Here is a 26,922-nt window from a genome sequence, read left to right on the forward strand (position 1 = left end):
TTACTCCAATATGGCGATGTTCTTATCGCTGAGGATCGGGCCGGTTTGCTGTTCCACATCGTGGGCAAACTCCCTGTCCTCCTGTTTTGCGATGAAATTCAGTAAACAACTGCTGTAGTTGGCTTGTGCCTTGGCCAGTTTAGTGCCATCGCCTTTGCGCACTAATACTGTATCGCCGACGGAAAAGTTGCCTTTTACGGCCACTACATCGTCACTGGTCAGTTGTGTTTCATGTTCGTCCAAGGGCCCATCGAAGTTATTTTCGACAATCAGTTCCCCCTGGGCCTGTGAGGTATGGGTCATCCAGTGCACATGCTCTTGCATTGGCTGTTCAAACGGGGTGAACAGCGTGCCCGGGTTTTGCCCTTTTAATAGTTGGTTAAAGGCATCTGGGTCGAAGCCATTGACGATCACCGTCTCAATGCCGTGGGCGATCGCCTTTTCGGCCGCTTCAATCTTAGTGCGCATGCCGCCGGTACCGACCTGACTGGTGGCGCCGCCTGCCATGGCGTAGATATCAGCGTTGATCTCTGTTACCTGCTTGATCAGCTTGGCATCGTCGTGCAGCTGAGGGTTCTTGGTATAGAGCCCCTTAACGTCCGAACAGATGATTAAGGCATCGGCATCGGACGCTGCTGCAACCATAGCCGATAGGTTGTCGTTATCGCCCACCCGTAAGGTGTCTGTGGTCACGGCGTCGTTTTCATTGACTATGGGCAATAGGCCGTGATCCAGCAGGCTGAATAGGGTGTTTTTAATGCTGATATAGCGCTCGCGGTCCCTGAGATCCCCGTGGGTAACCAGTAGCTGGGCCGAGGGAAAGTCAAACAACTTATCCCAAGTGGCCATCATGTCTGCCTGACCGGCAGCCGCCATCGCTTTCTTTTGCGATACGCTAGGCTGGTCGACATTGCCCAGCCTGTGCCAACCTGCAGCGACAGAGCCTGAGGAGACCAGGACAACCTGGACTCCCTGGGCACGACAGTTCGCAATAAATTGGGCGATACCCAGTAGGTAATGACTACTGCATCCTTGTTTGTGGGGAGCAATCAAGGCACTTCCCACCTTAACGACGATGCGTTTCCAGTGTATGTTTGCCATGTTTGCCTCGCTTTATCTTTGTTCTGCTAGTTGTCGTCCGGCTTCGTCGAAGGTTTCTATGGTGTCTTGGCAAGGGTCGCCGTCTAAGGCGCTCACCACCCAGATCACCAGGCTGCTGGTCATAAAGCCAGGGATCATCTCATAGAGGACTGAACTTAACGCCTTACCCTCAGGTAGCACTGGCGCGTAAATCCAAAACAGTACCGTGGCTGCACCCGAGACAATACCGGCAACGGCTGCCTTGTGGGTCAGGTTCTTCTTGTACAGACTAAATAGCACCAGCGGACCGAAGGCGGCACCAAAGCCTGCCCAGGCATTACTTACCAAAGATAAGATGCTGTTAGAGCGATCCAGTGCCAGTAGACTCGCGACAATGGCTACCCCGGCAACACCGAAGCGTCCAAGTTTCACCATCTCCTCTTCGCTGGCCTCTTTTTTCGAGACTACGCGGTAGATATCTTCGGTCAGTGAACTAGATGACACCAACAGCTGAGATGAGATAGTACTCATGATGGCTGCCAGAATCGCCGCTAACAGGAAGCCACTGATCAAAGGATGAAATAGTAGCTCTGAGAAGACGATAAAGATGGTCTCAGGATCGGTTAGTTTCATATTAAACTTGTTTGCATAGGCTATACCTACAAGACCTGTACCCAAGGCACCTATGATGGTGACCGTCATCCAGCTCATGCCGATATTCTTAGCGGTCTTGATATCAGACACGCTGCGGATCGCCATGAAGCGCACTATGATGTGGGGCTGACCAAAGTAGCCCAAGCCCCAACTGAGCGCCGAGATGAGTCCCAATAGGGTGACATTTTGCATCGCCTCACCAAAATGGGGGATAGACTCATAGGCAAAGTTCATCATCTTGTCGGCACTTGTAAACTCCTGATAGGCCACCACGGGTACCAAGATCAGCGCGACAAACATGATGCAACCCTGCACAAAGTCGGTCAGGCTTACGGCCAAAAAACCGCCCAACAGGGTGTAAGACACCACGACACCTAAGGTGATCGCCAGTCCCAGCTCGTAATTAACCTCAAAAGCTGACTCAAACAACTTACCACCGGCCACTAGACCTGCCGAGGTGTAGAGGGTAAAGAAGATCACTATGATCGCCGCCGATATGATGCGGACATTGCTGCTGGAATCGTGAAAACGCTTGGCAAAAAATTCAGGGATCGTCAGGGCGTTGTTAGCCACCTCGGTATAGACCCTAAGCTTTGGCGCCACGACCAGATAGTTAACCAAGGCACCCAACAAGAGGCCTAGCGCGATATAGATGGTCTCAAATCCCACTAAAAACATTGCTCCGGGTAACCCCATAAGCATCCAGCCGCTCATGTCGGAGGCACCAGCGGAAAGTGCCGTGACCTGAGGGCTTACTTGTCTGCCACCTAAAATGTAGCCAGAAACATCGCTGGTTGAGCGGCGATAGGCAAACAGACCAATGGCCAACATCGCCATAAAGTAGATAGCGAGTGAGATGTAGGTTAGGTAATGCATGTGTTTAGTGGCCTCCTAACGCTTTGTTATTATGAATCCCGCCGGGTTTCAACATGACAAAAAGATAGGTACTTAAGATGGCGAAGAGACAGGTTAACTGCATCGCATAAGTGGCCTTGCTCTTTAGCTTGCGCCACATTAGTGAGATGAGATTTTCTTCCGTTGCATTGTCTGACGACATTGTGCCCTCCTGAGCAGTTATAAAAAATTAATTAGAAAGCTGATAGTTAGTGCTCGAACTATATTAGCATCGATTTGATCCATTTTTCCAGCCCAAATCAGGCTTCAGCGACTGTGTTGCCTGTAGTTTGCAGGCTTGTATCCATTGCTGTTACTGGGCTTGGTGTAACTTGATGTATGCAGAAAATAAAATTAAAAAAAGGTAATAAGCCTAATTTAATTAAGGTTTATAACGAGTTTTTTGTATGATAAATCACCAGTTGATGTGAAGCTTTTGCATGAGTGCACTCAGTTTTGGCGCTAATGACAGCCATAAATACGCCCATATTAGGAAGTAGGTTAAAACCGTTTTTGGTTATACCTGTAACTATCTGTTGGCGTGTCTTATTGTTGTGCTTTCGCCAGTTGTTGGTATGCCTAAGTCAGGTCGCAGGTGCTCAGTAGGGGTAGTAAGGGAGGTGGCGGATTTAAGTAAACCGCTAGACGCATGTTGAAGTGGTCGCTGCGCTGCACATGCTAATTATTGCAGTGTTAGGGAAGTGTTTGACTTTGAGGCCTAAATCACGCTTTTCGTTCCGGCTGTTATACTCAATGAACGGCAAGTATTAGGGGAATGGCATGAGCTGGCAGGATATTAAGGAGATCTTATCTTTCGTTCTTTTCACCTATGGTGATTCGTCGATCACTGTGTCTCAGGTGTTGCAAGTGCCGCTGCTTCTTTTGCTGGCCTGGTTTATCGTCACCCGAATCGGCAAACTTATCCGCCGTACCCTGTTAGCGCGTAAGGTCGCCCCTGATGCCGTGCATCTGTTTTCCCGTATCTACCTGGTAATCGCAATTGCCATCATCTTGGTTACCAGCCTTGAGATCCTTAATATTCCTATCAAAGCCTTTGCCTTTGTGTCGGGGGCAGTGGCTATTGGTGTCGGTTTTGGGGCACAAAACATTATCAACAATTTCATCAGCGGCTGGATCTTGATGTGGGAGCGGCCGATCCGTATTGGTGATTTTCTGGAGATTGGCGACACCAAAGGGGTAGTGGAGAGTATCAATACCCGCTCAACCCTGATCCGCCGTAATGATGGTGTGCATATGTTGGTACCCAACAGCCACCTGCTGGAAAATACCGTCACCAACTGGACCCTGATCGACAATACTGCCCGTTCCACCGTCAGGGTTGGAGTTGCCTATGGTTCGGATGTGGAGCGCGTTGCCCAGATCATCAAGCAGACCCTGGATGATCATGATGAGATCTTAGATACGCCCGCGCCCATTTCCATCTTTGAAGATTTTGGTGACAACGCGCTGATCTTCGATGGCATCTTCTGGGTGTGCGCCAATACAGAAGCGGATATTCGCCGTATTCGCAGCGATATCCGTTTTCGTATCTACAAGCTATTTACTGAGGCGGGTATAGTGATCGCCTTTCCTCAGCGGGATCTGCATCTGGACGGCGAGCTTAAGATCACTAGCACGCCGCCAAGTACCTCTGAAAAGCAGGCCCTTGAGGAGTAGAGCTTAAAGAATCAGCAGGGTTGCCAATCCTAAGAAGGAGAAGAAACCCACCACATCTGTGACCGTGGTAAGCACTACACCGCCCGCCAATGCAGGGTCTATTCCTATGCGCTTAAGTAGCGGTGGTATGCTGGCCCCCGCTAATACGCCAGTGATCAGGACAATGATCATGGCGAGTCCAAACACCAGCCCAAGTTGCCAATCACCAAACCATTTAAGCGCGATAACGGCGACCAGTGATGCCCACAAGATGGCGTTGAGTGCGCCAATACTGAACTCATGACCAATCAACTTAATAATGTTATTACGATTAATCTGATTCAATGCCAGTCCGCGTGTGACCAGGGTGAGGGTTTGGCTGCCAGCGACCCCGCCCATGCTGGCGACCACTGGCATGAGCACCGCCAAGGCCACAATTTTTTCGATGGCGGCCTCGAATAGACCTATGACCCAGGCCGCGAGAAAGGCCGTCAGTAGGTTGATACCCAACCAAAGTGCACGTCGGGTGGCACTTTGGACTATGGGAGCAAACATGTCGGGATGATTGTTCAGACCTGCCTGAGAGTAGAGCGCCTTGTCGGCTTCATCCTGAATCACGTCGATCACATCATCCACCGTGATGCGGCCTATTAATCTGTGTTCATGGTCCACTACGGGCGCGGATAGCAGATCTTTGTCTTTAAAGGTTTGGGCGACGCTGGTGGCGGGCATTTCGGGGGTAAAGCTAGTGACCTGAGTTGACATGATCTCCCGCACGCTGGTGTCCATCTCGGTGGAGACCAAAAGGCTTAACGGTACTATGCCCAGTAGTGTATTGTCTCGGTCGACTACCATCAAGCTGTCCAGGTGCTCTGGCAATGTGCCCTCGCGTTGGCGAAGACGGCGCAGAAAACGCAGCGCGGCTTTTATCGATACGTCGGCACGCAGAGCGCTGATGTCAACATCCATCAAGCCGCCAGCGCTTTGGTCTGGATAGTCTCTGACCCGCTCGTATCGCTGCCTGCGTTGGGCGTCCATCGCCTGCACCATGGCCGACACCACAGGGATGGGGAGATCGGCATCGATATCCGCCAGTTCATCCATCTCCATCTGGCTGAGGCCGATAATCAGCTTAGCTTCATCGGTTTGCTCGATCAGCGCGCGGCGCAGTGGCTGGGGGAGCGCCAACAGTACCTTGGCGCAGCGTTTAGGAGTGACCTGAGGCCAGACTCTCAGACGTTCTCTAGGTGGCAGCGACTCAAGCAGACGCGCGGTTTCAGCGCTGCTCGCCTGGAGCAATATTGCTTGAATGACACTCTGATCGCCTTGGCTGATGGCGTTGTCGAGTCTGTCTGCAAGCTGCTGAAATTTATCGGTCATTCAATATCCTTAACTACATAGGCTGGGCTATTTGGCTTGTCAGGTTGGGGGCTCAAGCAGGCATAGCAATTGTTAACCTGGACCATCCAAGCTTAGTTTACTCTAACGAATTTAGATTCTTAGTGACAGTTACATTCTTTAAGGTCTCAGTTAAAGGTTCAACTATAGGTGCTAGTTGGTGGCCTTAGTAAGGACATTTAAAGGTGAGATGAAACATGATGAGTGGAGCACCTATATTGCCTCTCTCCAGTCGAGGTGTACACCCGAAATATAGGCGTTAAGGGCAAGCGCGATGTTTTTATTGTCTAAGCTCATCTGCCGTATATGGTTTGATGTAAGGCTCTAATAGCCTGAGCCAGCTGCGTGAGATGGCTGAGTATTCTTCGATGCAAAGCTCGGCTCTTTTTTCCCCTAGCAGCCCTTCTTTGACGATGGCGACATACTTGTCGGGGGCGCTGCCGTAGACGTGACATAGGGTCGTAAATGCTCCCGACATTTATCGGCATTTCCTTCTTCCGAGGAGGTCAGATGAAATCGTAGAGCGGCCAAGGATGGCTTCACAGCGTGTCATAGGCGTATCTGCACATCCCTCGCCGGGCAGGCGATAGGTCACATCGAAGGTAAGAATTTCAAATCGGTATATAAGTCTATTAGGACGTTTGTTTTACACCGAAGAAGCAAGGTTTAAACCGGTTGGCGGAGAGGGTTAACAATCACCCCCTTTGAACACTTAGGCCAGATCTTAGCATCACGTCCGATACAAGACTTTCACCACATGCCAGCCGAATTTGGTCTTCACCAGATGAGGTGTGATCAATTCGCCGGTGAAGCAAACCTTATCGAAGGCGGGCACCATCTGACCTTTCTTAAATTCCCCCAGGCTGCCGCCTTTCTTACCCGAGGGACAAGTGGAGTGTTTTTTGGCGAGTTGGTCGAACTTAGCGCCTTTATTCAGCTTGTCGATGATCTCTTCGGCGAGTTCTTTATGTTTAACGAGTATATGAAGCGCCGCTGCGGTTCTTGCCATCTAATGTTGCCTCTTGGCCAGTAGGTTGGATCTCATGCTGGTTATTATACTGTGTTAGGTCGTGTGCGCCCAAGGGGGATTAAGTTGCAGCATATTTTAGCTGGTAAGCCAGGTTGCAGTCGTTGGCCAAGGGCCTTCGGGGTGAAGGCCCTAAGTCTGCTCAGTGAACAGATATTCAGGCGGTGGTGATTTAGTCAACGGAGCGCAGGTTTACTTTTCGATGCGCGTAATGATTATTGATTTGCAGATTTTCAGATAGGGTCATGGCGGCAGTTGACACCAGCTCACCATCTTGTTGAAACTTGTTGATTTTATTGTTAACAAAGTCAACAACATAGACTGATTGACTCTCTTGCTTGGCAAGTTCCTTAGTGGCTTGCTGCTGCGCAGCGGCTGCTGAGCAATCATTACATTCAATGGCATTTAAGTTAGCGTAAGTTGCGCCTGAAAGTGTCGATGAGAGCAACAGGAGCAGGGTAGGGGCCATCTTTTTCATTATTATCTTCCTTATATAAATGTGATGTGCGTCACATTTATATTGCTGTGCAAATTATCGTTTGTCTAGTTTTTGTCCTAAAAAACCGTACCTTGCTTGGTGCTAAATTAGTGATTGCTATAGGGTTGTTGATGGGGGCAATGAAGCTCAGTGCACAAGTTAGGGATAGGAGATAAATTAAAGCCTCGGGGGTGGCGGGGCCTAATGGCTAGCATTTATCGGTGCTGGTGAGGAATTTATTGATTGAGCGCAAGCTTAATGAGGTAAGATAGCTACCTGACACAGTTGGTTTTGTTATAATTCCTATCTATTTGTAATCGGTTTTTTCGAGGCTTTTGATGGCGCGTAGTCTAGGCACAGAACTTGAGCTCATCCATCTTTTTGTGCACCTGGTCAATGCGGGTGGTTTTTCCCAGGTGGCTAAAGAGCTGGGTATGCCGGTGGCGACAGTGAGCCGTAAGCTGACTAAGCTGGAAAGCTTGCTTGATACTCAGCTGATCATGCGAAGCACCCGCAAGCTGAGATTGACCGAAGAGGGCGCAGAGCTATTTAGTCGTTATCAAGATGTGGTCGCTCAGTTTGATAGCTGCAGTGATACTCGTATCGAAAAACCCGAGGGGACGCTGCGTATTGCCGCGCCCGTGTCGATTATCTCAATGATTTTTATCGGGGTGATCAACGACTTCTCTAAGGCCTACCCGGATATTCAACTGCATATTACCCAAAATAACTCCAGCATAGATCTGATTGATGAGGGGGTCGATGTGGCAATTGTGGGCGGTGCGCAGCCAGATTCTTCTTGGGTATCTAAGTCACTGGGTGTCCTCGACTATGGACTGTTTGCCTCGCCGGGGTATCTTGCTTGCGCGGGTAGCCCCCATCATCCGGATCACTTGATAGAACATTCGCTGATCAAGGTATGGCCGCTGTTTAACTGGTCGATGAAGCATGTTAGTGGTGAAGATTTTTACTACGAAGGCCCGGCCAAGTTGACCCTTGGCGATTTAAATGGAGCCGTGCGAGCGGCAGTCGATGATGGCGGTATTCTCTATGGCCCCGAGCTATTTGTTAAGTCAGAGCTGGCGACAGGGGAACTACGCCGGGTGTTGCCCGATTGGCATGGCGAGCAGCGCCGCATCTCGCTCTTATATCATCAGCGTACCCACCAACCCCTCAAGGTCAAGCTGTTCATCGAATTTATGCAAGACAGAGCCAGTTGCCTGTTCCACTAAGGAGCAAGGCGCAAGGAACTGTATCGCCTTTTTACTGGGGGATCATCAAGGTCTCTGACCACTTTCTTAAGGTTAAGCTGTCATTAACTCAGCGCAAAATAGCGCTGTAACCTGTCTCATTTAGCGGTTTTCCATTTTTTTAGTCAAAAAAAAGCCACCCTGTAAAAGCGGTGGCTGAGCAGTTTGAGGCTGCGAAATAGGGTGTTGTGGTTACTGTTAGATCAGATACACATTCAAGCTACAGGCGCCATGGGCACCGACCACCAGAGCCTGCTCGATATCGGCCGTCTTAGAGGGGCCGGCGATAAAGACACCGAACTCACCGCTTTCCAGACCAATCTGCTTGATAGCCTGGTGCATGTTGGCAACTACCTTGTCTGCGCTCACCACCAAAAATAGGTTTTCACAGATGAAAGGGGTAACCCTATGACCTAAGTGCTGGTTGTTGACCCAGATGGCACCGTTTTCGGCAACGGCTAAGTCACCAGGGATCACCGCAAAGTCGATATCTCTTAGCTCATGAGCCGTCTCAGGCGCGTTGCGGTTACCCGTGACGCCTTCAACTTGTGAGATCACCTGCTTACCTTCTTTGACCAGTTCATCGACCTTGGCTTGCAAGGCGGCTAGGCCACCTTCTTTGTGCAGAGTCCCCGCCACTGTGCCCAGGTTGGTTTCAAACTGACCAATTACATCATCCAGACGTGGACTGACATTGATTGACGGCATAGCCTGAGGTTCAACCGCGACGCTTTTTAATGCATTGAGAATAGATTGCTTGCTCGACATTTTATTGACCTCTGTTTTTGTTAAACCAAGCTTCGAAGCTGGACTTAGGCGCTACGGGCAGTTCTCTGTATTTACCCCAGGCACCCGTGAATGGCTTCAGCAGTGAGCCAGGTAGAATACGCAGCGCAGTACGAGCGACGCTCATAGAGCAGTTCAACATGGTTTCGCTGGCCATAAAGTTGCCCACAAGTGGCATATAGTTGCGCTTGCCGTAAGGCAGTTTGCCCGCCTTGGCCTTGAGGCGGCGGTGATGGTGGATGATCTTATCCAATGGCACCTTAGTTGGGCAGACATAGGTACAGCTGCCGCACAGGGTACAAGCCCAAGGGATTGAGTGAGTATCATCGGCCTGGGCACCCACGGCGATACCGATAGGGCCTGGAATGGTGTAGTTGTAGCTGAAACCACCTGAGCGACGATAAACAGGACAAGTGTTCAGGCAGCCACCGCAGCGGATACACTTGAGCGACTCGGCTAGAATCTTGTCTTGCAACATGTCGGTACGGCCGTTGTCGACGATGATCACATGCATTTCGCCGCCAGTCTGTGGACCGCGGTAAAAGCTGCTGTAGGTCGTGACAGGCTGTCCTGTGGCGTTACGCGCCAGGGTACGCAGCAGCACGGCGGCGCTGTCGAGATCCGGCACTATCTTATCTATGCCCATAGAGTGCAGTTGTAACTTGGGCAGGTTGGCGCCCATGTCAGCATTACCTTCGTTGGTGCAGACCACCACGGCGCCTTTGTCGGCGATCGCCATGTTCACCCCTGTCATGGCGGCATCGGCCGTCAGGAACTGTTCGCGCAGGTGAGCACGGGCGGCTCGGGTCAGATAGAGTGGATCAGAAGCGCCTGCTTTAGTACCTAATTTGTCATGGAAGAGGTCGCCCACTTCCTCTTTTTTTAGGTGGATAGCCGGTACCACGATATGTGATGGTGGCTGCTTGGCCAGCTGGATGATGCGCTCGCCCAAGTCGGTGTCGATCACCTCAATACCTTTGCTTTCAAGGTATGGGTTAAGGTGACACTCTTCGGTCAGCATTGACTTGGATTTCACCAGCTTCTTCACCTGATGTTTGGCCAGGATGCTGTGTACTATCTGGTTGTGCTCGGCGCCATCTTTGGCCCAGTGCACTACGATACCGTTGGCTTGACAGTTTTTCTCGAAGGTTTCCAGATATTCGCCCAGATGAGTCAGAGTGTGTAGCTTCATCTCTGAGCCGATCTCACGTAGCTGTTCCCATTCTGGTAGGCTACCGGCGGCGCGGTCGCGTTTTTCACGCAGGGTCCAAAGCGCCTTAGAGTGCCAATCGACGCGAGCTTCATCTTTGCAAAAAATGTCGGCCTTTTTAGCGTGCACACCTGAGTTGATGGCTGTGGTTTGACTAGACATGGTCTGCTCCTTATAGGGCTGCGTTGATGACTTCGGCGATATGACGGGTCGAGATCGGTAGTAGCTGGCGGCGGATCATGCCGTCCAGATGCAGCAAGCATGAGGGATCGAAGCCAACGGCGTAGGTTGCACCGGTAGCAGCATGGGCTTGTGCCTTGTCTTTACCCATCTTGGCCGAAACGGCGCCTTCATCAACGGCGAAGGTACCACCGAAACCACAGCACTCATCGCGGCGATCCGGGTAGACGATCTCGATGCCAGGAATACGACTCAGAACGGCCTCGACCTTATTGGTACGTGGGCCCATCTGCTCGCTTGGCGTCGCCAGATCCAACATACGGATGCCGTGGCAGCTAAGTTGTAGGCTGACCTTAAACTTGAATGGCTTGTTGAAAGCGGGAACTGGGGCAACGTCGTGCAGAAACTCGGTAAGTTCATAGAGTTTGTCGATCACCGCCTGGGCTTCTGGGCTGTTGTCGAACTCATGGAAGTTTTCTTTGGCAGCAACCAGGCAAGAAGCTGCCGGGCAGACGATAGCGTCGCACTCAACGCCTTTGAAAGCGTTTAGCAGTTTTAGGGTGGTCTTCTTGGCTTCATCAAAACAGCCCGAGTTAGTCATGGGCTGACCACAACAGGTCTGGCCCTTGGGCAGTATGACCTGATGGCCGAGTTTTTCGAGGAGTTCGACGGTGGCGATGCCAACATGGGGCATCATCTGGTTCACCAGACACGGAATAAATAGGGCTATCTTCATGAAGCACTCTCTTATTTGAAGGCTGCATGTGGGCGAATGCGCTGGCTTATTGTGCCGCTACAGGTGGCATAAGCTTGGTATTTGTCCCATATTGCAGGGTTGTTTGTGATGATAATTTAAGCTTATATCCACATAATAAGTAGTGCTAATTTAGTAAATATATATGCTCATTTTTTCATTTTTGAAATAGAGTGATTTTGCTCTCTTATTGTCAAAAAAAGTCTCTGATCTAGGTCAAGAAAGGTCTGATTCAAACAAATATATGAAACAGGTGTTTAAATTTTTTATTTGAGCGTACACTTGTAACCTTTTGAAAAGCCAGATATTAATTTTTAGTTGTGTTTGTAACTGTAAAATAAAGCATTTTTTTACAGTTAGAATGTTTGATCTAATTTCTTTTTTGTGACGTAATGCACACTAGGTTTCCTGGTCGGATGAGTCTGAGAGATGAGTATTAGAACAACATTTAAAAAAGTACTGCCGAGTATATCTACCACTGAACAAGAGGCGCTCGATGCCGGTGATGTCTGGTTAGAGGGATCTATTTATCAGGGACTACCTGATTTTGATGCCCTGCGTCAGATCCCAGGAGCTAGCCTGTCCGATGAAGAGCAGGCCTTTCTCGATGGTCCAGTACAGACCTTAATTGAGATGGTGGATGATTTTGCCATTCAAAACAGCCTGCATCTGCCAGAAAATATTCTGAATTTCCTAAAAGAGCATAAGTTTTTCTCGCTGATCATTCCTAAAGCCTTCGGCGGTTTGGAATTTAGCCCTTATGCCAACTCAACGATTGTTGCCACCATTGCCGCTAAGAGTTCGGCTGTGGCTGTTACTGTCATGGTGCCTAACTCCTTAGGCCCTGGCGAGCTGCTGATGCATTACGGTACGCAGGCGCAGCAAGATTTTTGGCTGCCTCGCCTGGCGAACGGCCAGGAGATCCCTTGCTTTGCCCTAACCAGCCCAGAGGCGGGCTCGGATGCCGGCGGCATTCCCGATGTCGGTACTGTCACCATGGGTGAATATCAAGGCGAGCAGGTGCTTGGTCTGTCGGTTACCTGGGATAAACGTTATATCACCTTAGCCCCTATCGCGACCGTGCTGGGTTTGGCCTTTAAGGTAGAAGATCCTCAAGGTCTGCTGGGCGGCAAAGAGCAGCTTGGTATAACCTGCGCCCTGATCCCTAAGTCGCATCCTGGTGTTGAGCTGGGTAATCGCCATGATCCTATGGGCTGTCGTTTCTACAACGGTACTACTCGTGGCGAGAATGTGTTTATTCCGATGGAATTTATTATCGGTGGTCAGCAGAATATCGGTCGTGGCTGGCAGATGCTGGTGGCCTGCCTAGGGGCCGGTCGCGGTATCTCGTTACCCGCCCTAGGGGTCTCGGTGAGCCAGGCGTCTTTTAAGTCGTCGGCTGAATACGCCGCAGTACGTGAGCAGTTTGGTTTAGCGATTGGTAAGTTTGAGGGGATTCAGGAGAAGCTGGCGGATATCGCCGGTAAAACTTACCTGCAAGAAGCGATGCGCGTGCTGACCACAGAAGGTTTGGGATTAGGACTTAAGCCCTCAGTCGTAACAGCGATTGCCAAATACCATATGACAGAGATCGGCCGTGATGTGCTGAACTCCGCCATGGATATCCAGGCTGGTAAGGCGATTCAGCGTGGTCCGCAAAATACCTTGGCTTCTGGTTATATGGCCCAGCCAATTGCCATCACGGTGGAAGGAGCCAACATTCTGACCCGCAACCTGATGATCTTTGGTCAAGGGGTCATGCGTTGTCATCCACATCTGCAGAGCATGGTTGAGGCGATTCACAGCGATGATAAAGATGCCGACAAGACCTTTAATCGCATCTTTAGACAGACAGTGGGTTACAGTGTGGGCAACAGCCTGCGCGCCTTCCGCTTAGGCCTGCTGCCTTTCACTGCCGCTGCCAAGTCTGAGCTTAGCGAAGTGGTGGAATATGAGAAGGCGGTACACAAGCTGGCGGCTAAGCTGGCGGTCTATGCGGATTTCTCCTTGTTGGTGCTTGGCGGTAAGCTCAAGCAGGCCGAGATGTTGTCAGCGCGTCTTGGGGATGTCATGAGCTACCTTTACGCGGCTATGGCATCGATTCGCTACTACGAGCAGAAGGTGAGTAGCGAACATCGTGCCCAGGCCAAGCCTTACTTTGAATATGCTACACGTTGGGCTTTGGTGAATGCCGAAAAAGCACTGCTGAGCTTCCTGGATAACTTCCCTTCAGCACCGACGCGTCAGTTGATGAAACTGATCACTGTTACCTATTCGCCTAAGATGAAGAAAATCAACGACGATTTAGTGCGTGAACTGGCGCATCAGGCGCAGCTCAACACTCATATCAAGCGTCAGCTGACTCATCTGGTGAAACCTGTGCCGGGCGATGGTAATGATATCAATCAGCAGGCCTACCTGGCTAAGATTGCCTGTCTGCCGCTGCTGGCCAAGGTGAAGAAGGGTCTGAAGCAGGGTTACTTTAAATCGGGTGTCAGATTTTCCGAGACCCTGGACAGGGCTCGTGCGGCTAAGATCATCACAGAAGGTGAGCACAAGCAGCTGCTTGACTATAACCTCAAGCGTGAGCGGGCCATTCGCGTCGATGAGTTTGACTTTGACATGCAGTTGGTCGATGACAGAGCGGCGTTGAAGATAGCCTAACGTTACGCTGAATGCTTAGCTAAAAGCCGCCCTCGGGCGGTTTTTTTTATGCTAGATATTAATCCACAGGGAATGAAACCGCCGCAGCGCTTAGGTTAACCTGCTAATAGCTGGCGCTGCTGCTTAAGACAAAATAGGTTATGATGGCCCAAGTTATCGAGCAAAGGCAGATCAGTGCTAAAACGACATCATTATCAGCGTCAGGGGCCAGACTATCGCTGCGGCGAGCAGGTAAGCTTTCATGATATCAAAGAGGTCTTTGGCCTAAATCATATTCGTCTTGGCAGCTGGGTCGAGGAGGAGGAAAAGCATAAGGCGGCCAATCTTATCTTCGACGCCTTTGCCGACCTTGCCTTTATGCTAAAGCTGCCGCCTAAGGCCATGGGGCTGAGACAGACGCTGAATTTGGCTTTTGGTACCGGTGGGCAGATGGGCGTACAGGCGCACTACATGCCTGCGCAGCGGGAGTTGGCATTGGCCAAAAATGCAGGGGCGGGGGCCCTGGCGCACGAGTTCTGGCATGCCTTCGATCACTATATTGCCGCCAAGACATTTGATATCCCGTCGACGGGCATTGCCTTTGCCAGCCACTGTTGGCTCGCCGATCACACACCTATTGTGCATCCACTCAACGATCGTCTGATGCAGGTGTTTGCCACCACCTTGCTGAGCATAGACGGGCAGGACAGTCATGACTATGTGAGCCGCGCCGTGGCGCTGGATAGGCAGCAGGGCAGGCAATATTTCTCCAAACCTACAGAGCTTATGGCCAGGGCATTTGAGGCCTGTATCGAATCCCACCCGGAGATCCAAAATCCCTACTTAGTCAACGAGACTCTGGATTCGCCACTGGCGAAGGCGGGTGGTTATCCTAGCTTGGCGCACAGGCAAAGCATCTATCAGCAGCTGCTGGCTTATTTTGGCCCCCTGGGTGATGCCCTGGGACGCGAAGCCTAAACCGAACTTACTCCACCCAATGGAGTACATCGCGAATGATGGACCATCTGGGTTTGGTTTCGCTGGCACCCTGACCCAGCATCCAGTAGTTGTAGAGCTTCTGCTGGTGACCATCGACCTTACGCAGTTTCTGCCAGTTGTTGACATAGTTAAGCAGCGACTGGTTATCCTGGGCCACGGCGTAAGCGACAGGATATTTGACCTTATATTCCAGCGGCGCGATGCCATAACCGGGGAAGAACAGGGTCCAGGCGGAGCCTGCCTCGGCGCTGATCACCACGGCGTCATATTTATCGCCCTTCTGACGGAAGAAGTTTTTATAGCCCTTTATCTTGACGAAGTTGAGGTTGGGGTAAAACGCCTTGGCATCTTCTATGATATCGCTGTGCTCCACATAGGCGATGGTCACATCCTGCATCGCCTTGATTGACTGGTTGCTCTTAAATCCATTGACCTTATGGTCTTTGGTGGCAATAGCCAGGTTGAGCAGCAGCACAGGCTCCACATAGCTCAGCTTGTCCATCTGCTCGATATCCATCGCCAAGCCCGACATGGCGATATCGAAGAAACCTGCATCTAATGACGCGGCCAGCTTCTCCTTCTCAAAGGGGATAAACTCCACCTGCACACCGAGATCGTCTGCCAGACGATTCGCCATGGCGCTGTCAAAGCCCACCAGTTGCCCGGCATTGTTGTAGTAGCTAAAGGGGACATTGCTGGGGATATAGCCGACTCTCAGCACGCCCCTGCTGCGGATGGCATTAACGTCGGCGACGGGGCGACTCGGTGTCTGGCCGAGAATCGGGAATTGCTTGTTCACCTTAGTGGGTACCTTGTCGGCGACCTGCATATTGGCGATCACACCGCTGGTCACCTCAGGGCTATGGATAAATAGCCCCATGCCGATACGGCAAACCAGTAAGGTGACCGCCACACTGGCGCCTATGCCTATGCCCATCTTCAGCAGATGGTGCGGCCTGAGTCTCAGGCGTTTCTCAAACAGTGCCACCGTGAGTAGCGTCAGGGCAAATAGGTTCATGACGGCGGCGATGGAGTTGAACTTACCTGTGATAAAGCCCGACATCACAAACAGCTGAAACAGATCCTGAGGCAGGTGCACGAGATCCAGCATAAAGGGGATCGCCACATAGACGCTGCCAAATAGCGACAACAGACCGCTGATGGAGAGCGACGGGAGCGCACTCAGTTCTACTGGCGTACCGTTAAACCAGCCAGCAAACAGCACGAAGAGGATAACCGTTAGCTTGCCTATGTTGGGGAAGGTGAAGGCGATAGGCACCAAAATTTCAACTAAGGTTTCGGCATCATCACTCAGGCTCTGATGCTCGCGCATGATCTGCTTACACTCTTCGACAATCACAGGGATCACGATAAAAATGTTGCCGGTGGCAAAGGCGGTGACCAGGCTGGATTTACTGATCCGCAGCGCCTGAGCGAAGGTCACCGGAGTGAGTGAGGCGACGATCCAGGGGAGCACCCAGAAGGTGAGCAGCAGACAGAGGACAAAATAGCTGATGAGATAAACCTGCATGCTGGCAAACTCATCCACTCCCATGGTGCCCGCTGCAGAGGCCGACATGGCGAAGATCCCTATGGGTAAGACTTTGACCAGCGCCTGGGTGATCTTGGAGAAGATCTCACTGCAGGTGTGCATAAAGTTGATGATCAGCAGCTTGTTGTCGCCCTCCATGCCAATCAGGGCCAGCCCCATGGCGATGGCGAAGATCACCATGGCGGGTACATAGCCTTCGGCCATAGATTGGAACGGATTGGAGGGGATATAGAGCTTAAAGTAGTCGATGGCCGCGGCTGGCTCTATGGAGCTGGTACTGAAAAAGGAGGCGGTTTCGACAAAGGGAAAGGACAATGGCATCAGCGCCACTAACACTAGGCCAACTGCCCAGAGCAGTAGCATGATCACGCCTGCGCGGCTAAAGATCAGGCTGGCGGTGGCACGCTTGAGTTTACCTATGCCGCCTACCAGAGAGACCAGAATGTAGGGCAGTACCGTCATCTGCATCAGCAGGATCACACTGGTCCCTATGTTACTCATCCAGCCGACGGACTCACCAAAAAACAGCCCCACCGCAAAACCGATAAACATGGCGACGAGCATCTGAGTCGAACTGCTCATGGAGAAAAGTTGCTTTAGCACGACAATAGTTCCCTTATGTGACACATACCTGTGATGGCTGGGCATCATAGATTGGTTATCAGATTATAGAAGGGGGGATAGCGAGGTAAAAGGCTTGATTGTCAATCTGTTGCGGTTAAGCACAGTTTTTGGCCATGTTAGTGTGATTTAAGGGATTGCTGCCAGTCGGCTCAGGTTGAGCCGACGCAGTTTAGTGGACTCTTATTATGACTTAGAGAGAAAGCACAGTATGTGAGGCCTTGGGGATGGCGCGTTCGGCTTCAGGGTCGAAGACACAGATGCGATCCCGTCCGGTTTCCTTCGACTGATACATGGCGCTGTCGGCGTCGTTGATCAGCCGCTCCAGTTTAAATCCTGACATCTGAGTGTCTGTGATCCCAAAGCTGGCGGTGACCTCAAAATCATGACCCGTTTCGCTGCAATCTATGTTGGCAATCGCCTTACGGCAGCACTCCGCTAGTTTGATGGCGGTTTGCAGATCGCATCCCGGCAACGCGATACAAAATTCCTCGCCGCCGATACGGGCGAAGATATCGTTTTTTCGTCCTTGGGCCTGACAAGCCTTGGCGACCTTTTTCAGTACCCAGTCACCCACGGCATGACCATATTTATCATTGATCTGCTTGAAGTTATCCAGATCGAACAGGATGTAACTTAAATCCACATCACTGCTTTCACAGTAGGCCAAGGCGCTTTGTGCTACCTGAGTGAAATGGCCGCGATTAAATACATGAGTCAGGGCATCAAATTCAGCCAGCTGCTTGAGGCGCTTCTGAATGGTCCATGACTTATAGGCCCAAAATCCCAGTAGTGTGATGATGGCGATCAGCAGCGAAATAAATAGGCGGGTATTTTCCGCCTGGGTCTTTGCCAGTTGCTGCTCTGTCAGGAGCAGATTGTTTTGTCTGTCGAGCAGGGCGATACGACTCTTCTGCTCCGCCGCTTGATGCTCGGCGAGCTGGAAGGCTAGATGCTTGGTCTTGATATCGTCCAGATATGCCTTGTCGGCCTGGGCGTATAACTCATGGTAATAAAGAGCGCCAACACTATCATTTTGTGATTTGTTGATTTGATACAAAATTTTATATGCATTTACTCCAGACTCTGAGTTAGCTATGCCTTTGGCGTACTCGAGTGACTGTAAGGCATGGTTTTTCGCACGGCTTAATTCGTGTCTATCAAAATGGGCTTGGGCGAGGAGTGAATGATAAATGGCGATATAGGGGGCGTATTGCGATATTTCTAGAGTTTCTAAGTTACTATTTAATATCTCGATGGCCTTATCTGGCCTGCCCTCTTGTATATAAAGCGTTGCTAGATAGCTATCTATCGCGCTTTCCATTATGGGTTCGTTGGCTTCCTGGCATGCATTTATCCCTTCAATAATTTCAGGGGAGTTAGGCTGAAGTCTATGTAATCTAAATAGTGACTCTAGTTTTAAACTGTGGGCAACACAGTAATTTCTTTGCGTTGTCTTTCTTGTAAACAATTGATTAGTAAAACTAAGACCCAGCTCATACTGACTCAATTGATTGTAAATCAGTGCTGCAGAGGCGATACCTAATTGCCTTAGTTCATCATCTCGTATGGATGGTGCAAGGTGAGTTAGATTGGATAGTTGCCTAATTCCCTCATTCCAATTTTTCGATATGGCGTAAATATTCACTAATGAGATGATAGTTTTATATTTTATTTCATTCTGGCCTTTCATCTCGAGAATTTTATTGTAGGTCGATATCGCGTTGGTAAAGTCACCTTTAAAGGAATATTGATAGCCAATTAAATAAGCAAGATGGTATTGTTGAGATTCGGAAAGGCTCTGACGTGAAGTTTTTATTTTTTCTATTAAGTCATTGAATTCATATGGGGATGAGCTTTTTATTTGCTCAGCCTTTGACAGTAATCTATCCGCCTCTAGATTATTTAAAGCGAAGCTGTTACCTATGATGAAAATAAGGCTCGCACAAATCAAGCGAGCCAGATTTTTTAAACGCAGCGAAGTAACCATATATCGTCTTATGCTGAAAGCCGTTGATCAGTGATGTCCTGTTCTTCTTCACGCTCTTCTTCCTGTTCAGGCTCGTCTTCAGCAGGCAGCATAATACACACAATATCAGGACAAACATCTAGCTCTCTCTTAAGGCTAATATCGTCTCGATTTAATAGTGATGCTTTTAGCGTAGTGCTGAGCGTTGATTCTGTAATTGCCTGCTGGAAATTAGCTTCGTTTTGTAGCGTGGCGTCTTGACCCATACGTTCCAGTAGTTGAATGATGTTCGGCATTGTTCGTCCTTATTGTTAGTGGTTGTTTTCAGGTACTAGGCTGTCATCAACATGGAGGGCCGCCTCTAGTTTAGCCAGCTTCTCCAAGATGATTGGATTCGGTCGCATTTTCTCGCTCGGCGGGATCACCAAGGTGGTGTGCATGAAGATCTCGGCATCGGCCAGTTTACCTAGCGTCAAAGATTGCTTACGTACCTTATCAATAGGGAGTACGGCGGCCTCGTAGAGGATCACCTGGTGATCTAGGGGATAAGTCTCTGCCAGCAGCTCTATCAGTACCTGCCGATGGGCCTTGCTGGTGGCGAATTTGGTCATGCTCTTGTCACCGGCCAGGCCTATCTGCCAGAGGACCAAGTAACTGGAGGGGTCGAAGCGGCGCTGATAAAACATAAACTGGCTGGCTTCAAACTGCTGGCAACCAAATTGGCCGGGATCTACGCCAAGATCGGCGATGAGGCAATCTTCGGCCGAGATACCTGGCACCATAACCGCCTCAAAGCCTTCGGCGCGCGCCGCCTCAATAGAGCGGTGGGGCGCCTGGGCGAAAACTCCGGGATGACCATAGAAGGCGCCGACAACTTTCTTGCCTTGCCTGACTTCAGACATTATGGCGTCGACCATCTCTCGATAGGTGATATGGCGCGACTTTCCCTCGTCGTAGAAGATCTGCAGCGAGCGCACGTCAGAGTGCATCTCCTGTAACCAGAGTTCCACGATACCGTTGGAGACACCCGAAAAAACCACGTCGGCTTGTTCAATATAGCTGCGTGCCAGGGGGCAGATGTGGGCACCTAAGGTCATCCCTATGCCTACGCAGGCTAGGCTTCCCGCCATGAAATAGAGTCCTGATGTTACGCTTGTTAATTGAGGGTTAAAGTTAACAGTAATCTTAGTATTTTAAAACTGCTAATTACCTTGAATTGGAGACCTATTTCATACTTATGTAATGGACTCTTTCGGCGAAACAGGATTTCATCTTTTGTGGGTAATTCTCATTTTCTTTAGGAAGTGAAAAGGGAGCCGTTTCAAATACAAATCCGAGCTTTTTGACGAAGCGTTCAGTCGCTAGATTTTTGGCAGCAAAATTAGCCTGTATACGCTCAACCTTTAGCTTAAGGTAAGCATATTCCATCAAGGCTCCCATGGCTTCCTCCGGATAGAGCTTGCCGTTAGCCTCGGGCAACAACATGATGCCGATCTCAGCCCTGCTGCGATCGTTTCCCTGCCAAGTCAGCCCTTGTATACCTATGGCGCGCTGCCTTTTCTGTTCCATTATGGTCCAGTTCATATATTGAGTAGTAGGCACAGTGTCTGATAGAGCTTGCGTCATCTGCGATAACGCGATTTGAAACGCCTTGTCGGCTCGGTGTTGGGTGAGCGGTGGGGCTATATGACGCATCACCCGCCCATTACAATAAAGGCGGTGATATAGCTCCCTGTCCGTTGCCGATATAGGGCGCATGGTCAGGCGCTCACTACAAAAACTGTGGTTGGGCAGATGTTGGGTTAGCCGTGATGGGAGTTGCGAGTTACTTGGCAAGTTGCGCCTCCGATATGGCCAGTGGGCTTTGCTCGGCGAAGCGAATCACTCCCTTGTCATCCACCGAACGGTCAAATATCACATAGTAGCCACTCATCAGTGGTAGGCCCAAGATAGATTGATTTGGCCAGTTGGGCAGCTGTGAGAGCAGCTTAAAGCAGGCCTTTCCCTTGGTTGGCGTATTGATTTGCCAGTAGTGCTGGGGCGTGACGCGGATGGATACTGGCTCACAACCCGGTGGGCAGCTGGGGTCACTACAAGTGGGCGCCGCGTGCAATTCGCTCCGTGGGCCAATAAAGTAGAAGGTGAGGTCCGGCCATAGCTCCAGTTGCAGGGTCTCCATGTCGATGCCGGTTTGCTGAAAGGCGATCTCGCTAAAGGGGGCAATCTGCTCAGTAAATAGCGGGTTGATCGCGTCTAGCGCCTGTTTCATGGCATCAAATAGATGACGGGTGAGCACGATGGCGGAGGCGCCTGTGTCGATAATGGCGTTGCTTTGACCGCGCAGGGTGTCACAGATATGTACCCCGTGCGTATGCAGATGTTGGCCATTGTGACATAGGGCGCTACTTGGCGGAGCCTCTTGGGGCTGTTCGTTTGCGGCCTGGGCTTGCTGTTGCGCCTGAGTTAGCAGGCTGGGGATCATCTCATTGTCGCCGACACTCAGCCCCAGCAGATTGACGTTGTAATACTTGTTTTCAATCACAGCTATGGTTTTAAACTCGCCTTGATAGAGCTCGGTATGTTCCTCTCCGCCCCCTAAGATCAACCAGCCTTGGTTGAGAGGATCCTGGCCTAAGAAGGCGAAGTCATTAGCGCTGTTGGGGGCCACCACTTCTTGGCTCCTTACATGTATGCTGGAGCGGCGGGCAAAGAAGGCAAACTTATTCGGTGTCAGGCCGTGGGTGGTTAAATTGTTGAAGTAGGGCGGCAGACTATCTGTGGGCTGGGTGCGCAAGAAGCGCTTAAACTGGCGCAAATCTTCGCTGTTGAAACTCTGGTCTGTTGCCTGATGCCAAATGATGTCCGCTGCTTGATCTATTGAGAAGTCGCTGCTGGCTTGATTGAGGATCGGGCGATAATGCTGGCTGGAGAGATGGATCTCTTCATCAAAGGGCCAGGGAAAAGTGAGCGCGGGCGCTATGCCATAGTGATTGAAATAATCTTTTAAATCATAGACCTTGTTGAGGCTGTCATAAGCCAGCCCCAGAATGCCATCGGCGTCGGCGAAGCTAGTTTCCTGAGTTAAAGAGGAGACTACGGCGACGGCGCATCGCTCCAGCACTATGGGCTGATGGGCCTGGGGGACATGCTCGTCATGAATATCGAAATCTATCTCATCTTCGCGAATACCCACCCGGGTATAGACTACAGGGCCGTCCCAACCGCCTATGCCGTAAAGCACCTCTTGTGCCAAGCTGGTGGGGACTAAGGCGTTGTCACGCTCTTCGGCATAATCGCTGCCGGATACCACTAAGGTGCTGCTGCCGGTATCTAAGATCAGGTTCAGCGGATGTTTCTCTGCGCCGATGCGCAGTTGGGCACTGTAACCGCCTTTGGCATACACATTGACCAGGGGAACTTTTAGGGTGCGAGGCGTGGCCTTAGGTGAACTCATCGATGACCTTTTGGGTTGAGGGAATTCGTTTTGTTTTTATATAAGCCATTGTTTTACCCGATCCGCAGAAGGGGATCAATCCAAGGTAAACCCGTGGCAAATAGCGAGGAGGAGAGGGTGTCACATTAGGTGAGAAGTATTGTTTAATGTCAGCAACAGAAAAAGAGCAACGCGGCCCCTTTTCACATATAGGTTTTGACTGCCGGCCTTAGCTGGCGGTCACCCGAACTCTTTCTATTTCAGTTTTTGGTGCCGACATCATGAAGTCCAGTTGTACCTTGGCCTGCTTAACGCCGTTAGCTGAAGATTGGTATCGCCATTGAGTCAGGGCTTTAACGGCTTCGCTGTCAAACATACCTGCCGGAGACGACTTGATCACTGAGACATTACTGACATTGCCTTGCTTGTCGATATCAAACTGTAGTTGGACATACCCCTCGATATGGTTCTCAGCTGCCTCGACGGGATAGCTTGGCTCGATCCGCATGACCGGGCTCGGCGCCTTGGTTTCATCATGGTGTTTGTCACCCGCATTAGCGCTTTGGTTGATTAAGGCTCCCGATAATCCCAGTGTCAGCGCCAGGCCTAGAATGGCAATTGGACGCTTGGTGTGTGTTCTCTTCATTTGCATGATCCGCTCCTTGAGGATGGTCTTGTTTCCATAGTGAGTGTGTAGCATGCCCAATTGGGCCTGCTGGGAGTACGCCAGTAGCGTTTGGCTATAGGCAATTCTTTGTTGTTTATTCATCTTCTGAGTGACTTCGGCATCGCAGGAAAGCTCCTGATCGTCACGAAAGCGGCGATAGGCCAGCCAAAAGACGGGGTTAAACCAAAACAGTGACACCAGCAGGTAACCAAACAGGTTGGCCAGAATATCCAGACGCTTTTGATGATTCAGCTCATGGCTGATCACCGCCGCCTGCTGGCTTATTGGTAGATGTTCAAAACTGCCTGGTACTAAGATCACCGATTTATAGAGTCCGGCTAGCATGGGTGAGTCTATGCCGTTGTGACGCCTAATTTGTATGGGGTGATTTGACTCGGCGTTAGTGTTTAGATGAATCGGCTGACTCTCTTGTATCAGTTGTCTGAGCCGGTAGGCGTAATAGATGAGTGCGCCCAGCAGCATCAGGCTGCCCACAAGCCAGGTGCTGGTTAATGTCAGCTTGAGCCAGCTGAATTGGCTCTGAGCTAACAGCTCGCTGGCTAGCACGCGGTAATGCTGAAGTTGTTGCAGTGAGGCATTGTTGATATTGCCAGGGGATAGCTGTCCGTAAACAGTGCCAATCAGCAGCAGTGGGACGCTGCTCCACAAGGCATAGGTGTTATGGGCGCCAAGTCGTGCCAGTAGCGGTTTGTGCAGCAGTATTAGGGCAGTGCATAACAGCGTCAGTGGCAGCATGATGTTAAGCAGTAAGGTCATCATGACGATTGATCCTCTTCCCAGTGCTCGATGAGGGCCTTCAGCTCGGCAATGTCTTCTGGACTGAGTTGCTTCTGCTTGGCAAAGCCTGCCACCAGAGGAGCGACTTTACCGGCGAACACTCGCTCGACAAAAGATTGGCTCTCTTTGAGTTGGTACTCGCTCTGATCGATTAACGGGTAATAACGATAGGCGCGCCCCTGTTTTTCAAAGCCTATGGCCTGTTTTTTTACCAGACGGTTGAGCAAGGTTTTGACGGTTTTTTCGTGCATGCCCTGGCTGCTGGCCAGCGCTTCGACGACTTCACTGGCGCCTAAGGGGGAGTTGCGCCATAAGATGTTGAGTACCGATAGTTCGGCGTTGCTGATCTCTTTCATCATGTCTGTTCTATTTGTCTGTTAGTTTGATTACAGTTGTAATTTTTAATTTAGATTACATTTGTAATCTAATGCGTCAAGTCATTTTTTGAACGCTATTTTTTGTAAATGGCGCAGCTTTTTGTCGTCGCTTTGTAGTAATATCTGCTGGATATCACTCTGTTTTAGTGATTTTAACTGCATTCAGGCATTGATTAGCGAGCAATTCGTTTACGTGAGCGTGTGTCGCATGGTTGAGGATGAGGTATATAAAAATGGATTTTTTACGACCCGGTTTATCTAAGATGTTGGCGCGGCGGTTAGGTTTGGCACTGCTTGTTATGCCATTAAGTGTTGGGGCTAACAATGGTGGTCCATCGGCTCCACAAGCCAGTCAATTAACGATTTTCAAACAGCAGCTCGGGCTGCATTTCCCATCAAGCTGGCGCCTGGCCTACAGTGAGCAGCAGGGGGATATGTTTTCTGCCGAGTTTGTGCCAGCAGAAGAGCTATTAGCCCATTGGTCTTCCCTCTATTGTGTGCAAGGATTTAAAGGGATGGCTGGCCGTATCGGTCCCGAAGATTTTCTTGATACTTTTGCCGAGCAATATCGCCATATCTGTGAGGGAGAGATGCAATATCAGAAGCTCGGGGCAAGCGATATTAGCGGCAAGGCAAGCTATAGTGCCATGCTGACCTGTGACAAAATGCCTCTGACGCATCGCGGTGAGGATGGGGTGAACAAGCCTATAGGTGAGATTGGCCACTACACAGTTATCGCCGGTGAGGAAGATCTGTTTCTGCTGCATCAATCGGCGCGGGGAGAAGCATTATTATCTCTCTCTACCTTGCCGATAATCGCGCCGCCAATAGAGCGCGTTGCCAATATGGCGAGTCTGCGTTAACGCTGCCGCAGGTCTCTAGATTTGCGAATTCCCGATAACCCTGGTTTACCAGGGTTTCTTTTCTGGTTGTTTTTACAACAATTTGTTGTCATGTTATTGAGATTTAAGCGTTCGCCTGAGCGGTTAGCCAGTGATTCGCTGTGTCTGTTAACCGCCGGTGAGCATATTTTAGTCCAGAGATGATAAACGGGTCATAATGAAAAATAATAAGCTGCTTCCCCTTGCCGCCATGACGGCGATCTTTCTATCTCACTCCCTTAGCGCAGCGGAGGTCACAGTGATCCATGCTGGTATTTTACTGGCCGACCCCGCTGCCAAGCCTGCTTCTGAGCAAACCTTAGTGATCACCGACGGCAAGATAAGCCAAGTGGCCGCCGGGTATCAGAGTGTCGAGACTATTGCCCCAGGCGCACACTATGTCGATTTGAAGCAGGCTTTTGTAATGCCTGGCCTGATGGATATGCATGTGCATCTACAAGGCGAACTTGGGCCCAATAATGACAGTCAGCGACTGCGTATGTCTGATGCCGATGTGGCGATGCAGAGTGCCTATTTTGCTAAGAAGACGCTGATGGCGGGCTTTACGACGGTGCGGGATCTTGGTGCTAAGCCTGAGCAGATCTATGCCCTGCGTGATGCGATCGATAAGGGCTGGCTCGATGGGCCGCGTATTATCGCCTCGGGTGGAGTGTCGGTGACAGGCGGACATGGTGATGTGGATGGTATGAGCCCGGATCTCTTGGATAAGTTTACCACTAAGACGATTTGTGATGGTCCTTATGATTGCCGCCGTGCTACTCGACGTGCCATCAAGTTTGGCGCCGATGTTATTAAAATCACCTCCACCGGCGGCGTCTTGTCTGACACCAACACAGGCACAGGGCAGCAGATGAATGACGATGAGATTAAAGAGATTGTCGAGACAGCCCATGCCCTAGGACGCAAGGTGGCTAGCCATGCCCATGCAACTGAAGGGATCAATGCCGCTTTGCGCGCCGGGGTCGATAGCATAGAACATGGTAGCTATGCCGATAAGGAAAGCATTAAGCTACTGAAGAAAAATGGTGCCTTCTTAGTTCCTACCTTGTTGGCTGGCGATACCGTGGTGCATATGGCCGAAGAGTCCAACTTTATGTCGTCAGCGATAAAGCAAAAAGCGACCCGGGTGGGCGCCGATATGACAGCCAACTTTACCCGCGCCTATGAGGCGGGCGTTAAGATTGCCTATGGTACAGACAGCGGTGTGTCGGCTCACGGTATTAATGCCCGCGAAGCGGTGCTGATGAGTCAGGCGGGCATGAGTAATCAGGATGTGTTGATCTCGGCCACCATAAACGGCGCCGCGCTTATCAATATGTCAGATAGCTTGGGTACCCTGGCGGTAGGCAAGCAGGCTGACATTATTGCGACCCAGGGAAATCCCCTCGAAGATATCTCAGCCCTGCTGGATGTGGGCTTTGTGATGAAAGGGGGTAAGGTGGTCAAATCCGGGTTAGAGAGTCAGATGCAGTGATATTAGACATTTATACGTGTAGACGTCTATAATGCCCGCGCTTTGTCATCTATCTTGTTGGCGACATACCTGCGTTGTCGTGAGTCGGTCAGCTTGCGCGTTTAGGTCGACACAGAGCAA

The 26,922-nt window shown here is 50.6% G+C and carries 23 protein-coding genes and 1 pseudogene; 6 read left to right on the forward strand and 18 right to left on the reverse strand.

All coding sequences use genetic code 11. From position 1 onward, the window contains the following. A complete protein-coding gene (gene proB / locus L2712_RS09335; protein WP_033539673.1) occupies positions 1 to 1,101 on the reverse strand; it encodes a glutamate 5-kinase in 1,101 nt (366 codons plus the stop codon). A 12-nt stretch (positions 1,102 to 1,113) separates the two neighbouring features. Further along, positions 1,114 to 2,610: a sodium/proline symporter PutP gene (gene putP, locus L2712_RS09340; protein WP_088903977.1), complete on the reverse strand. Its 1,497-nt coding sequence runs from the start codon at positions 2,608 to 2,610 to the stop codon at positions 1,114 to 1,116. A 798-nt stretch (positions 2,611 to 3,408) separates the two neighbouring features. On the opposite strand from putP, the gene L2712_RS09345 reads away from it, so the two are divergent. Continuing rightward, positions 3,409 to 4,305, forward strand: coding sequence for a mechanosensitive ion channel family protein (locus L2712_RS09345; RefSeq protein ID WP_088903979.1), 897 nt, complete (start codon positions 3,409 to 3,411; stop codon positions 4,303 to 4,305). 3 nt (positions 4,306 to 4,308) lie between these two features. Here the strand turns inward: L2712_RS09345 and mgtE are convergent, their stop codons facing one another. The 4 genes from mgtE to L2712_RS09365 all read right to left on the reverse strand — a co-directional run bounded on the left by mgtE (position 4,309) and on the right by L2712_RS09365 (position 7,187). Continuing rightward, complete coding sequence (mgtE, locus tag L2712_RS09350) at positions 4,309 to 5,664, reverse strand: magnesium transporter (RefSeq protein WP_033539670.1); 1,356 nt, start codon at positions 5,662 to 5,664, stop codon at positions 4,309 to 4,311. 298 nt (positions 5,665 to 5,962) lie between these two features. Continuing rightward, positions 5,963 to 6,160, reverse strand: coding sequence for a DUF4344 domain-containing metallopeptidase (locus L2712_RS09355; protein WP_248977613.1), 198 nt, complete (start codon positions 6,158 to 6,160; stop codon positions 5,963 to 5,965). A gap of 252 nt (positions 6,161 to 6,412) precedes the next feature. Next, positions 6,413 to 6,691, reverse strand: coding sequence for a peptidylprolyl isomerase PpiC (gene ppiC / locus L2712_RS09360; protein ID WP_248977614.1), 279 nt, complete (start codon positions 6,689 to 6,691; stop codon positions 6,413 to 6,415). A gap of 190 nt (positions 6,692 to 6,881) precedes the next feature. Further along, positions 6,882 to 7,187, reverse strand: coding sequence for a hypothetical protein (locus L2712_RS09365; RefSeq protein ID WP_248977615.1), 306 nt, complete (start codon positions 7,185 to 7,187; stop codon positions 6,882 to 6,884). Between the two features lie 338 nt (positions 7,188 to 7,525). Here L2712_RS09365 and L2712_RS09370 point away from each other — a divergent pair, with 338 nt between their 5' ends. Next, positions 7,526 to 8,419 carry a LysR family transcriptional regulator gene (locus tag L2712_RS09370; RefSeq protein WP_248977616.1) on the forward strand — a complete coding sequence of 298 codons (894 nt, stop codon included), beginning with the start codon at positions 7,526 to 7,528 and terminating at the stop codon, positions 8,417 to 8,419. 216 nt (positions 8,420 to 8,635) lie between these two features. Here L2712_RS09370 and L2712_RS09375 read toward each other — a convergent pair whose 3' ends face one another. From L2712_RS09375 to L2712_RS09385, 3 genes are read right to left on the reverse strand one after another with little or no spacing between them, the layout of a single operon-like run. Then, positions 8,636 to 9,205 carry a LutC/YkgG family protein gene (locus tag L2712_RS09375; RefSeq protein WP_033539666.1) on the reverse strand — a complete coding sequence of 190 codons (570 nt, stop codon included), beginning with the start codon at positions 9,203 to 9,205 and terminating at the stop codon, positions 8,636 to 8,638. 1 nt (position 9,206) lies between these two features. Beyond that, the gene (locus tag L2712_RS09380; RefSeq protein WP_088903980.1) at positions 9,207 to 10,595 is read right to left on the reverse strand and encodes a lactate utilization protein B; all 1,389 of its coding nucleotides are present in this window, start codon (positions 10,593 to 10,595) and stop codon (positions 9,207 to 9,209) included. Positions 10,596 to 10,605: 10 nt separating this feature from the next. Further along, entirely contained in the window at positions 10,606 to 11,349 is a 744-nt protein-coding gene (locus tag L2712_RS09385) for a (Fe-S)-binding protein (RefSeq protein WP_033539664.1), read from the reverse strand. Between the two features lie 447 nt (positions 11,350 to 11,796). Here L2712_RS09385 and L2712_RS09390 point away from each other — a divergent pair, with 447 nt between their 5' ends. Together L2712_RS09390 and L2712_RS09395 are read left to right on the forward strand one after the other, a co-directional pair. Further along, entirely contained in the window at positions 11,797 to 14,031 is a 2,235-nt protein-coding gene (locus tag L2712_RS09390; RefSeq protein ID WP_248977617.1) for an acyl-CoA dehydrogenase, read from the forward strand. Between the two features lie 174 nt (positions 14,032 to 14,205). Further along, complete coding sequence (locus L2712_RS09395) at positions 14,206 to 14,988, forward strand: CLCA_X family protein (protein ID WP_248977618.1); 783 nt, start codon at positions 14,206 to 14,208, stop codon at positions 14,986 to 14,988. Between the two features lie 7 nt (positions 14,989 to 14,995). Here the strand turns inward: L2712_RS09395 and L2712_RS09400 are convergent, their stop codons facing one another. From L2712_RS09400 to L2712_RS09435, 9 genes and pseudogenes are all read right to left on the reverse strand, one after another. Next, a complete protein-coding gene (locus L2712_RS09400) occupies positions 14,996 to 17,164 on the reverse strand; it encodes a cation:dicarboxylate symporter family transporter (protein WP_248977619.1) in 2,169 nt (722 codons plus the stop codon). 211 nt (positions 17,165 to 17,375) lie between these two features. After that, entirely contained in the window at positions 17,376 to 18,506 is a 1,131-nt protein-coding gene (locus L2712_RS09405; protein WP_248977620.1) for a tetratricopeptide repeat-containing diguanylate cyclase, read from the reverse strand. 369 nt (positions 18,507 to 18,875) lie between these two features. Continuing rightward, positions 18,876 to 19,172, reverse strand: a pseudogene (locus tag L2712_RS19160) (GGDEF domain-containing protein); the annotation flags it as partial. Between the two features lie 8 nt (positions 19,173 to 19,180). Further along, on the reverse strand, positions 19,181 to 19,447 hold the full coding sequence (locus tag L2712_RS09410; RefSeq protein WP_248977621.1) for a hypothetical protein: 267 nt from the start codon (positions 19,445 to 19,447) through the stop codon (positions 19,181 to 19,183). Between the two features lie 15 nt (positions 19,448 to 19,462). Continuing rightward, positions 19,463 to 20,281 carry an SAM-dependent methyltransferase gene (locus tag L2712_RS09415; RefSeq protein WP_248977622.1) on the reverse strand — a complete coding sequence of 273 codons (819 nt, stop codon included), beginning with the start codon at positions 20,279 to 20,281 and terminating at the stop codon, positions 19,463 to 19,465. A gap of 94 nt (positions 20,282 to 20,375) precedes the next feature. Beyond that, on the reverse strand, positions 20,376 to 20,909 hold the full coding sequence (locus tag L2712_RS09420) for a GNAT family N-acetyltransferase (protein WP_248977675.1): 534 nt from the start codon (positions 20,907 to 20,909) through the stop codon (positions 20,376 to 20,378). A gap of 67 nt (positions 20,910 to 20,976) precedes the next feature. Further along, positions 20,977 to 22,605 carry a pepsin-like aspartic protease gene (locus tag L2712_RS09425; protein ID WP_248977623.1) on the reverse strand — a complete coding sequence of 543 codons (1,629 nt, stop codon included), beginning with the start codon at positions 22,603 to 22,605 and terminating at the stop codon, positions 20,977 to 20,979. Between the two features lie 208 nt (positions 22,606 to 22,813). Then, positions 22,814 to 24,031 (reverse strand): M56 family metallopeptidase, encoded by a 1,218-nt coding sequence (locus tag L2712_RS09430; protein WP_248977624.1) that lies wholly within the window; start codon positions 24,029 to 24,031, stop codon positions 22,814 to 22,816. Further along, on the reverse strand, positions 24,028 to 24,405 hold the full coding sequence (locus tag L2712_RS09435; protein WP_248977676.1) for a BlaI/MecI/CopY family transcriptional regulator: 378 nt from the start codon (positions 24,403 to 24,405) through the stop codon (positions 24,028 to 24,030). The genes L2712_RS09430 and L2712_RS09435 overlap by 4 nt, the downstream gene beginning before the upstream one ends. A gap of 254 nt (positions 24,406 to 24,659) precedes the next feature. Here L2712_RS09435 and L2712_RS09440 point away from each other — a divergent pair, with 254 nt between their 5' ends. Further along, a complete protein-coding gene (locus L2712_RS09440; protein ID WP_248977625.1) occupies positions 24,660 to 25,289 on the forward strand; it encodes a hypothetical protein in 630 nt (209 codons plus the stop codon). Between the two features lie 196 nt (positions 25,290 to 25,485). Further along, positions 25,486 to 26,802: a metal-dependent hydrolase family protein gene (locus L2712_RS09445; RefSeq protein ID WP_248977626.1), complete on the forward strand. Its 1,317-nt coding sequence runs from the start codon at positions 25,486 to 25,488 to the stop codon at positions 26,800 to 26,802. The last annotated feature ends 120 nt before the right edge of the window (positions 26,803 to 26,922 follow it).

Origin of the sequence: Shewanella marisflavi, assembly GCF_023283925.1 — a bacterium.
Lineage (GTDB): Bacteria > Pseudomonadota > Gammaproteobacteria > Enterobacterales > Shewanellaceae > Shewanella > Shewanella marisflavi.

What these genes read in the sequence shown, in the direction of transcription:
- proB (WP_033539673.1), bottom strand. Translation starts at nt 1,101, where the DNA reads ATGGCAAACATACACTGGAAACGCATCGTCGTTAAGGTGGGAAGTGCC.
- putP (WP_088903977.1), bottom strand. Translation starts at nt 2,610, where the DNA reads ATGCATTACCTAACCTACATCTCACTCGCTATCTACTTTATGGCGATG.
- L2712_RS09345 (WP_088903979.1), top strand. Translation starts at nt 3,409, where the DNA reads ATGAGCTGGCAGGATATTAAGGAGATCTTATCTTTCGTTCTTTTCACC.
- mgtE (WP_033539670.1), bottom strand. Translation starts at nt 5,664, where the DNA reads ATGACCGATAAATTTCAGCAGCTTGCAGACAGACTCGACAACGCCATC.
- L2712_RS09355 (WP_248977613.1), bottom strand. Translation starts at nt 6,160, where the DNA reads ATGTCGGGAGCATTTACGACCCTATGTCACGTCTACGGCAGCGCCCCC.
- ppiC (WP_248977614.1), bottom strand. Translation starts at nt 6,691, where the DNA reads ATGGCAAGAACCGCAGCGGCGCTTCATATACTCGTTAAACATAAAGAA.
- L2712_RS09365 (WP_248977615.1), bottom strand. Translation starts at nt 7,187, where the DNA reads ATGAAAAAGATGGCCCCTACCCTGCTCCTGTTGCTCTCATCGACACTT.
- L2712_RS09370 (WP_248977616.1), top strand. Translation starts at nt 7,526, where the DNA reads ATGGCGCGTAGTCTAGGCACAGAACTTGAGCTCATCCATCTTTTTGTG.
- L2712_RS09375 (WP_033539666.1), bottom strand. Translation starts at nt 9,205, where the DNA reads ATGTCGAGCAAGCAATCTATTCTCAATGCATTAAAAAGCGTCGCGGTT.
- L2712_RS09380 (WP_088903980.1), bottom strand. Translation starts at nt 10,595, where the DNA reads ATGTCTAGTCAAACCACAGCCATCAACTCAGGTGTGCACGCTAAAAAG.
- L2712_RS09385 (WP_033539664.1), bottom strand. Translation starts at nt 11,349, where the DNA reads ATGAAGATAGCCCTATTTATTCCGTGTCTGGTGAACCAGATGATGCCC.
- L2712_RS09390 (WP_248977617.1), top strand. Translation starts at nt 11,797, where the DNA reads ATGAGTATTAGAACAACATTTAAAAAAGTACTGCCGAGTATATCTACC.
- L2712_RS09405 (WP_248977620.1), bottom strand. Translation starts at nt 18,506, where the DNA reads ATGGAAAGCGCGATAGATAGCTATCTAGCAACGCTTTATATACAAGAG.
- L2712_RS09410 (WP_248977621.1), bottom strand. Translation starts at nt 19,447, where the DNA reads ATGCCGAACATCATTCAACTACTGGAACGTATGGGTCAAGACGCCACG.
- L2712_RS09415 (WP_248977622.1), bottom strand. Translation starts at nt 20,281, where the DNA reads ATGGCGGGAAGCCTAGCCTGCGTAGGCATAGGGATGACCTTAGGTGCC.
- L2712_RS09420 (WP_248977675.1), bottom strand. Translation starts at nt 20,909, where the DNA reads ATGCGCCCTATATCGGCAACGGACAGGGAGCTATATCACCGCCTTTAT.
- L2712_RS09425 (WP_248977623.1), bottom strand. Translation starts at nt 22,605, where the DNA reads ATGAGTTCACCTAAGGCCACGCCTCGCACCCTAAAAGTTCCCCTGGTC.
- L2712_RS09430 (WP_248977624.1), bottom strand. Translation starts at nt 24,031, where the DNA reads ATGATGACCTTACTGCTTAACATCATGCTGCCACTGACGCTGTTATGC.
- L2712_RS09435 (WP_248977676.1), bottom strand. Translation starts at nt 24,405, where the DNA reads ATGAAAGAGATCAGCAACGCCGAACTATCGGTACTCAACATCTTATGG.
- L2712_RS09440 (WP_248977625.1), top strand. Translation starts at nt 24,660, where the DNA reads ATGGATTTTTTACGACCCGGTTTATCTAAGATGTTGGCGCGGCGGTTA.
- L2712_RS09445 (WP_248977626.1), top strand. Translation starts at nt 25,486, where the DNA reads ATGAAAAATAATAAGCTGCTTCCCCTTGCCGCCATGACGGCGATCTTT.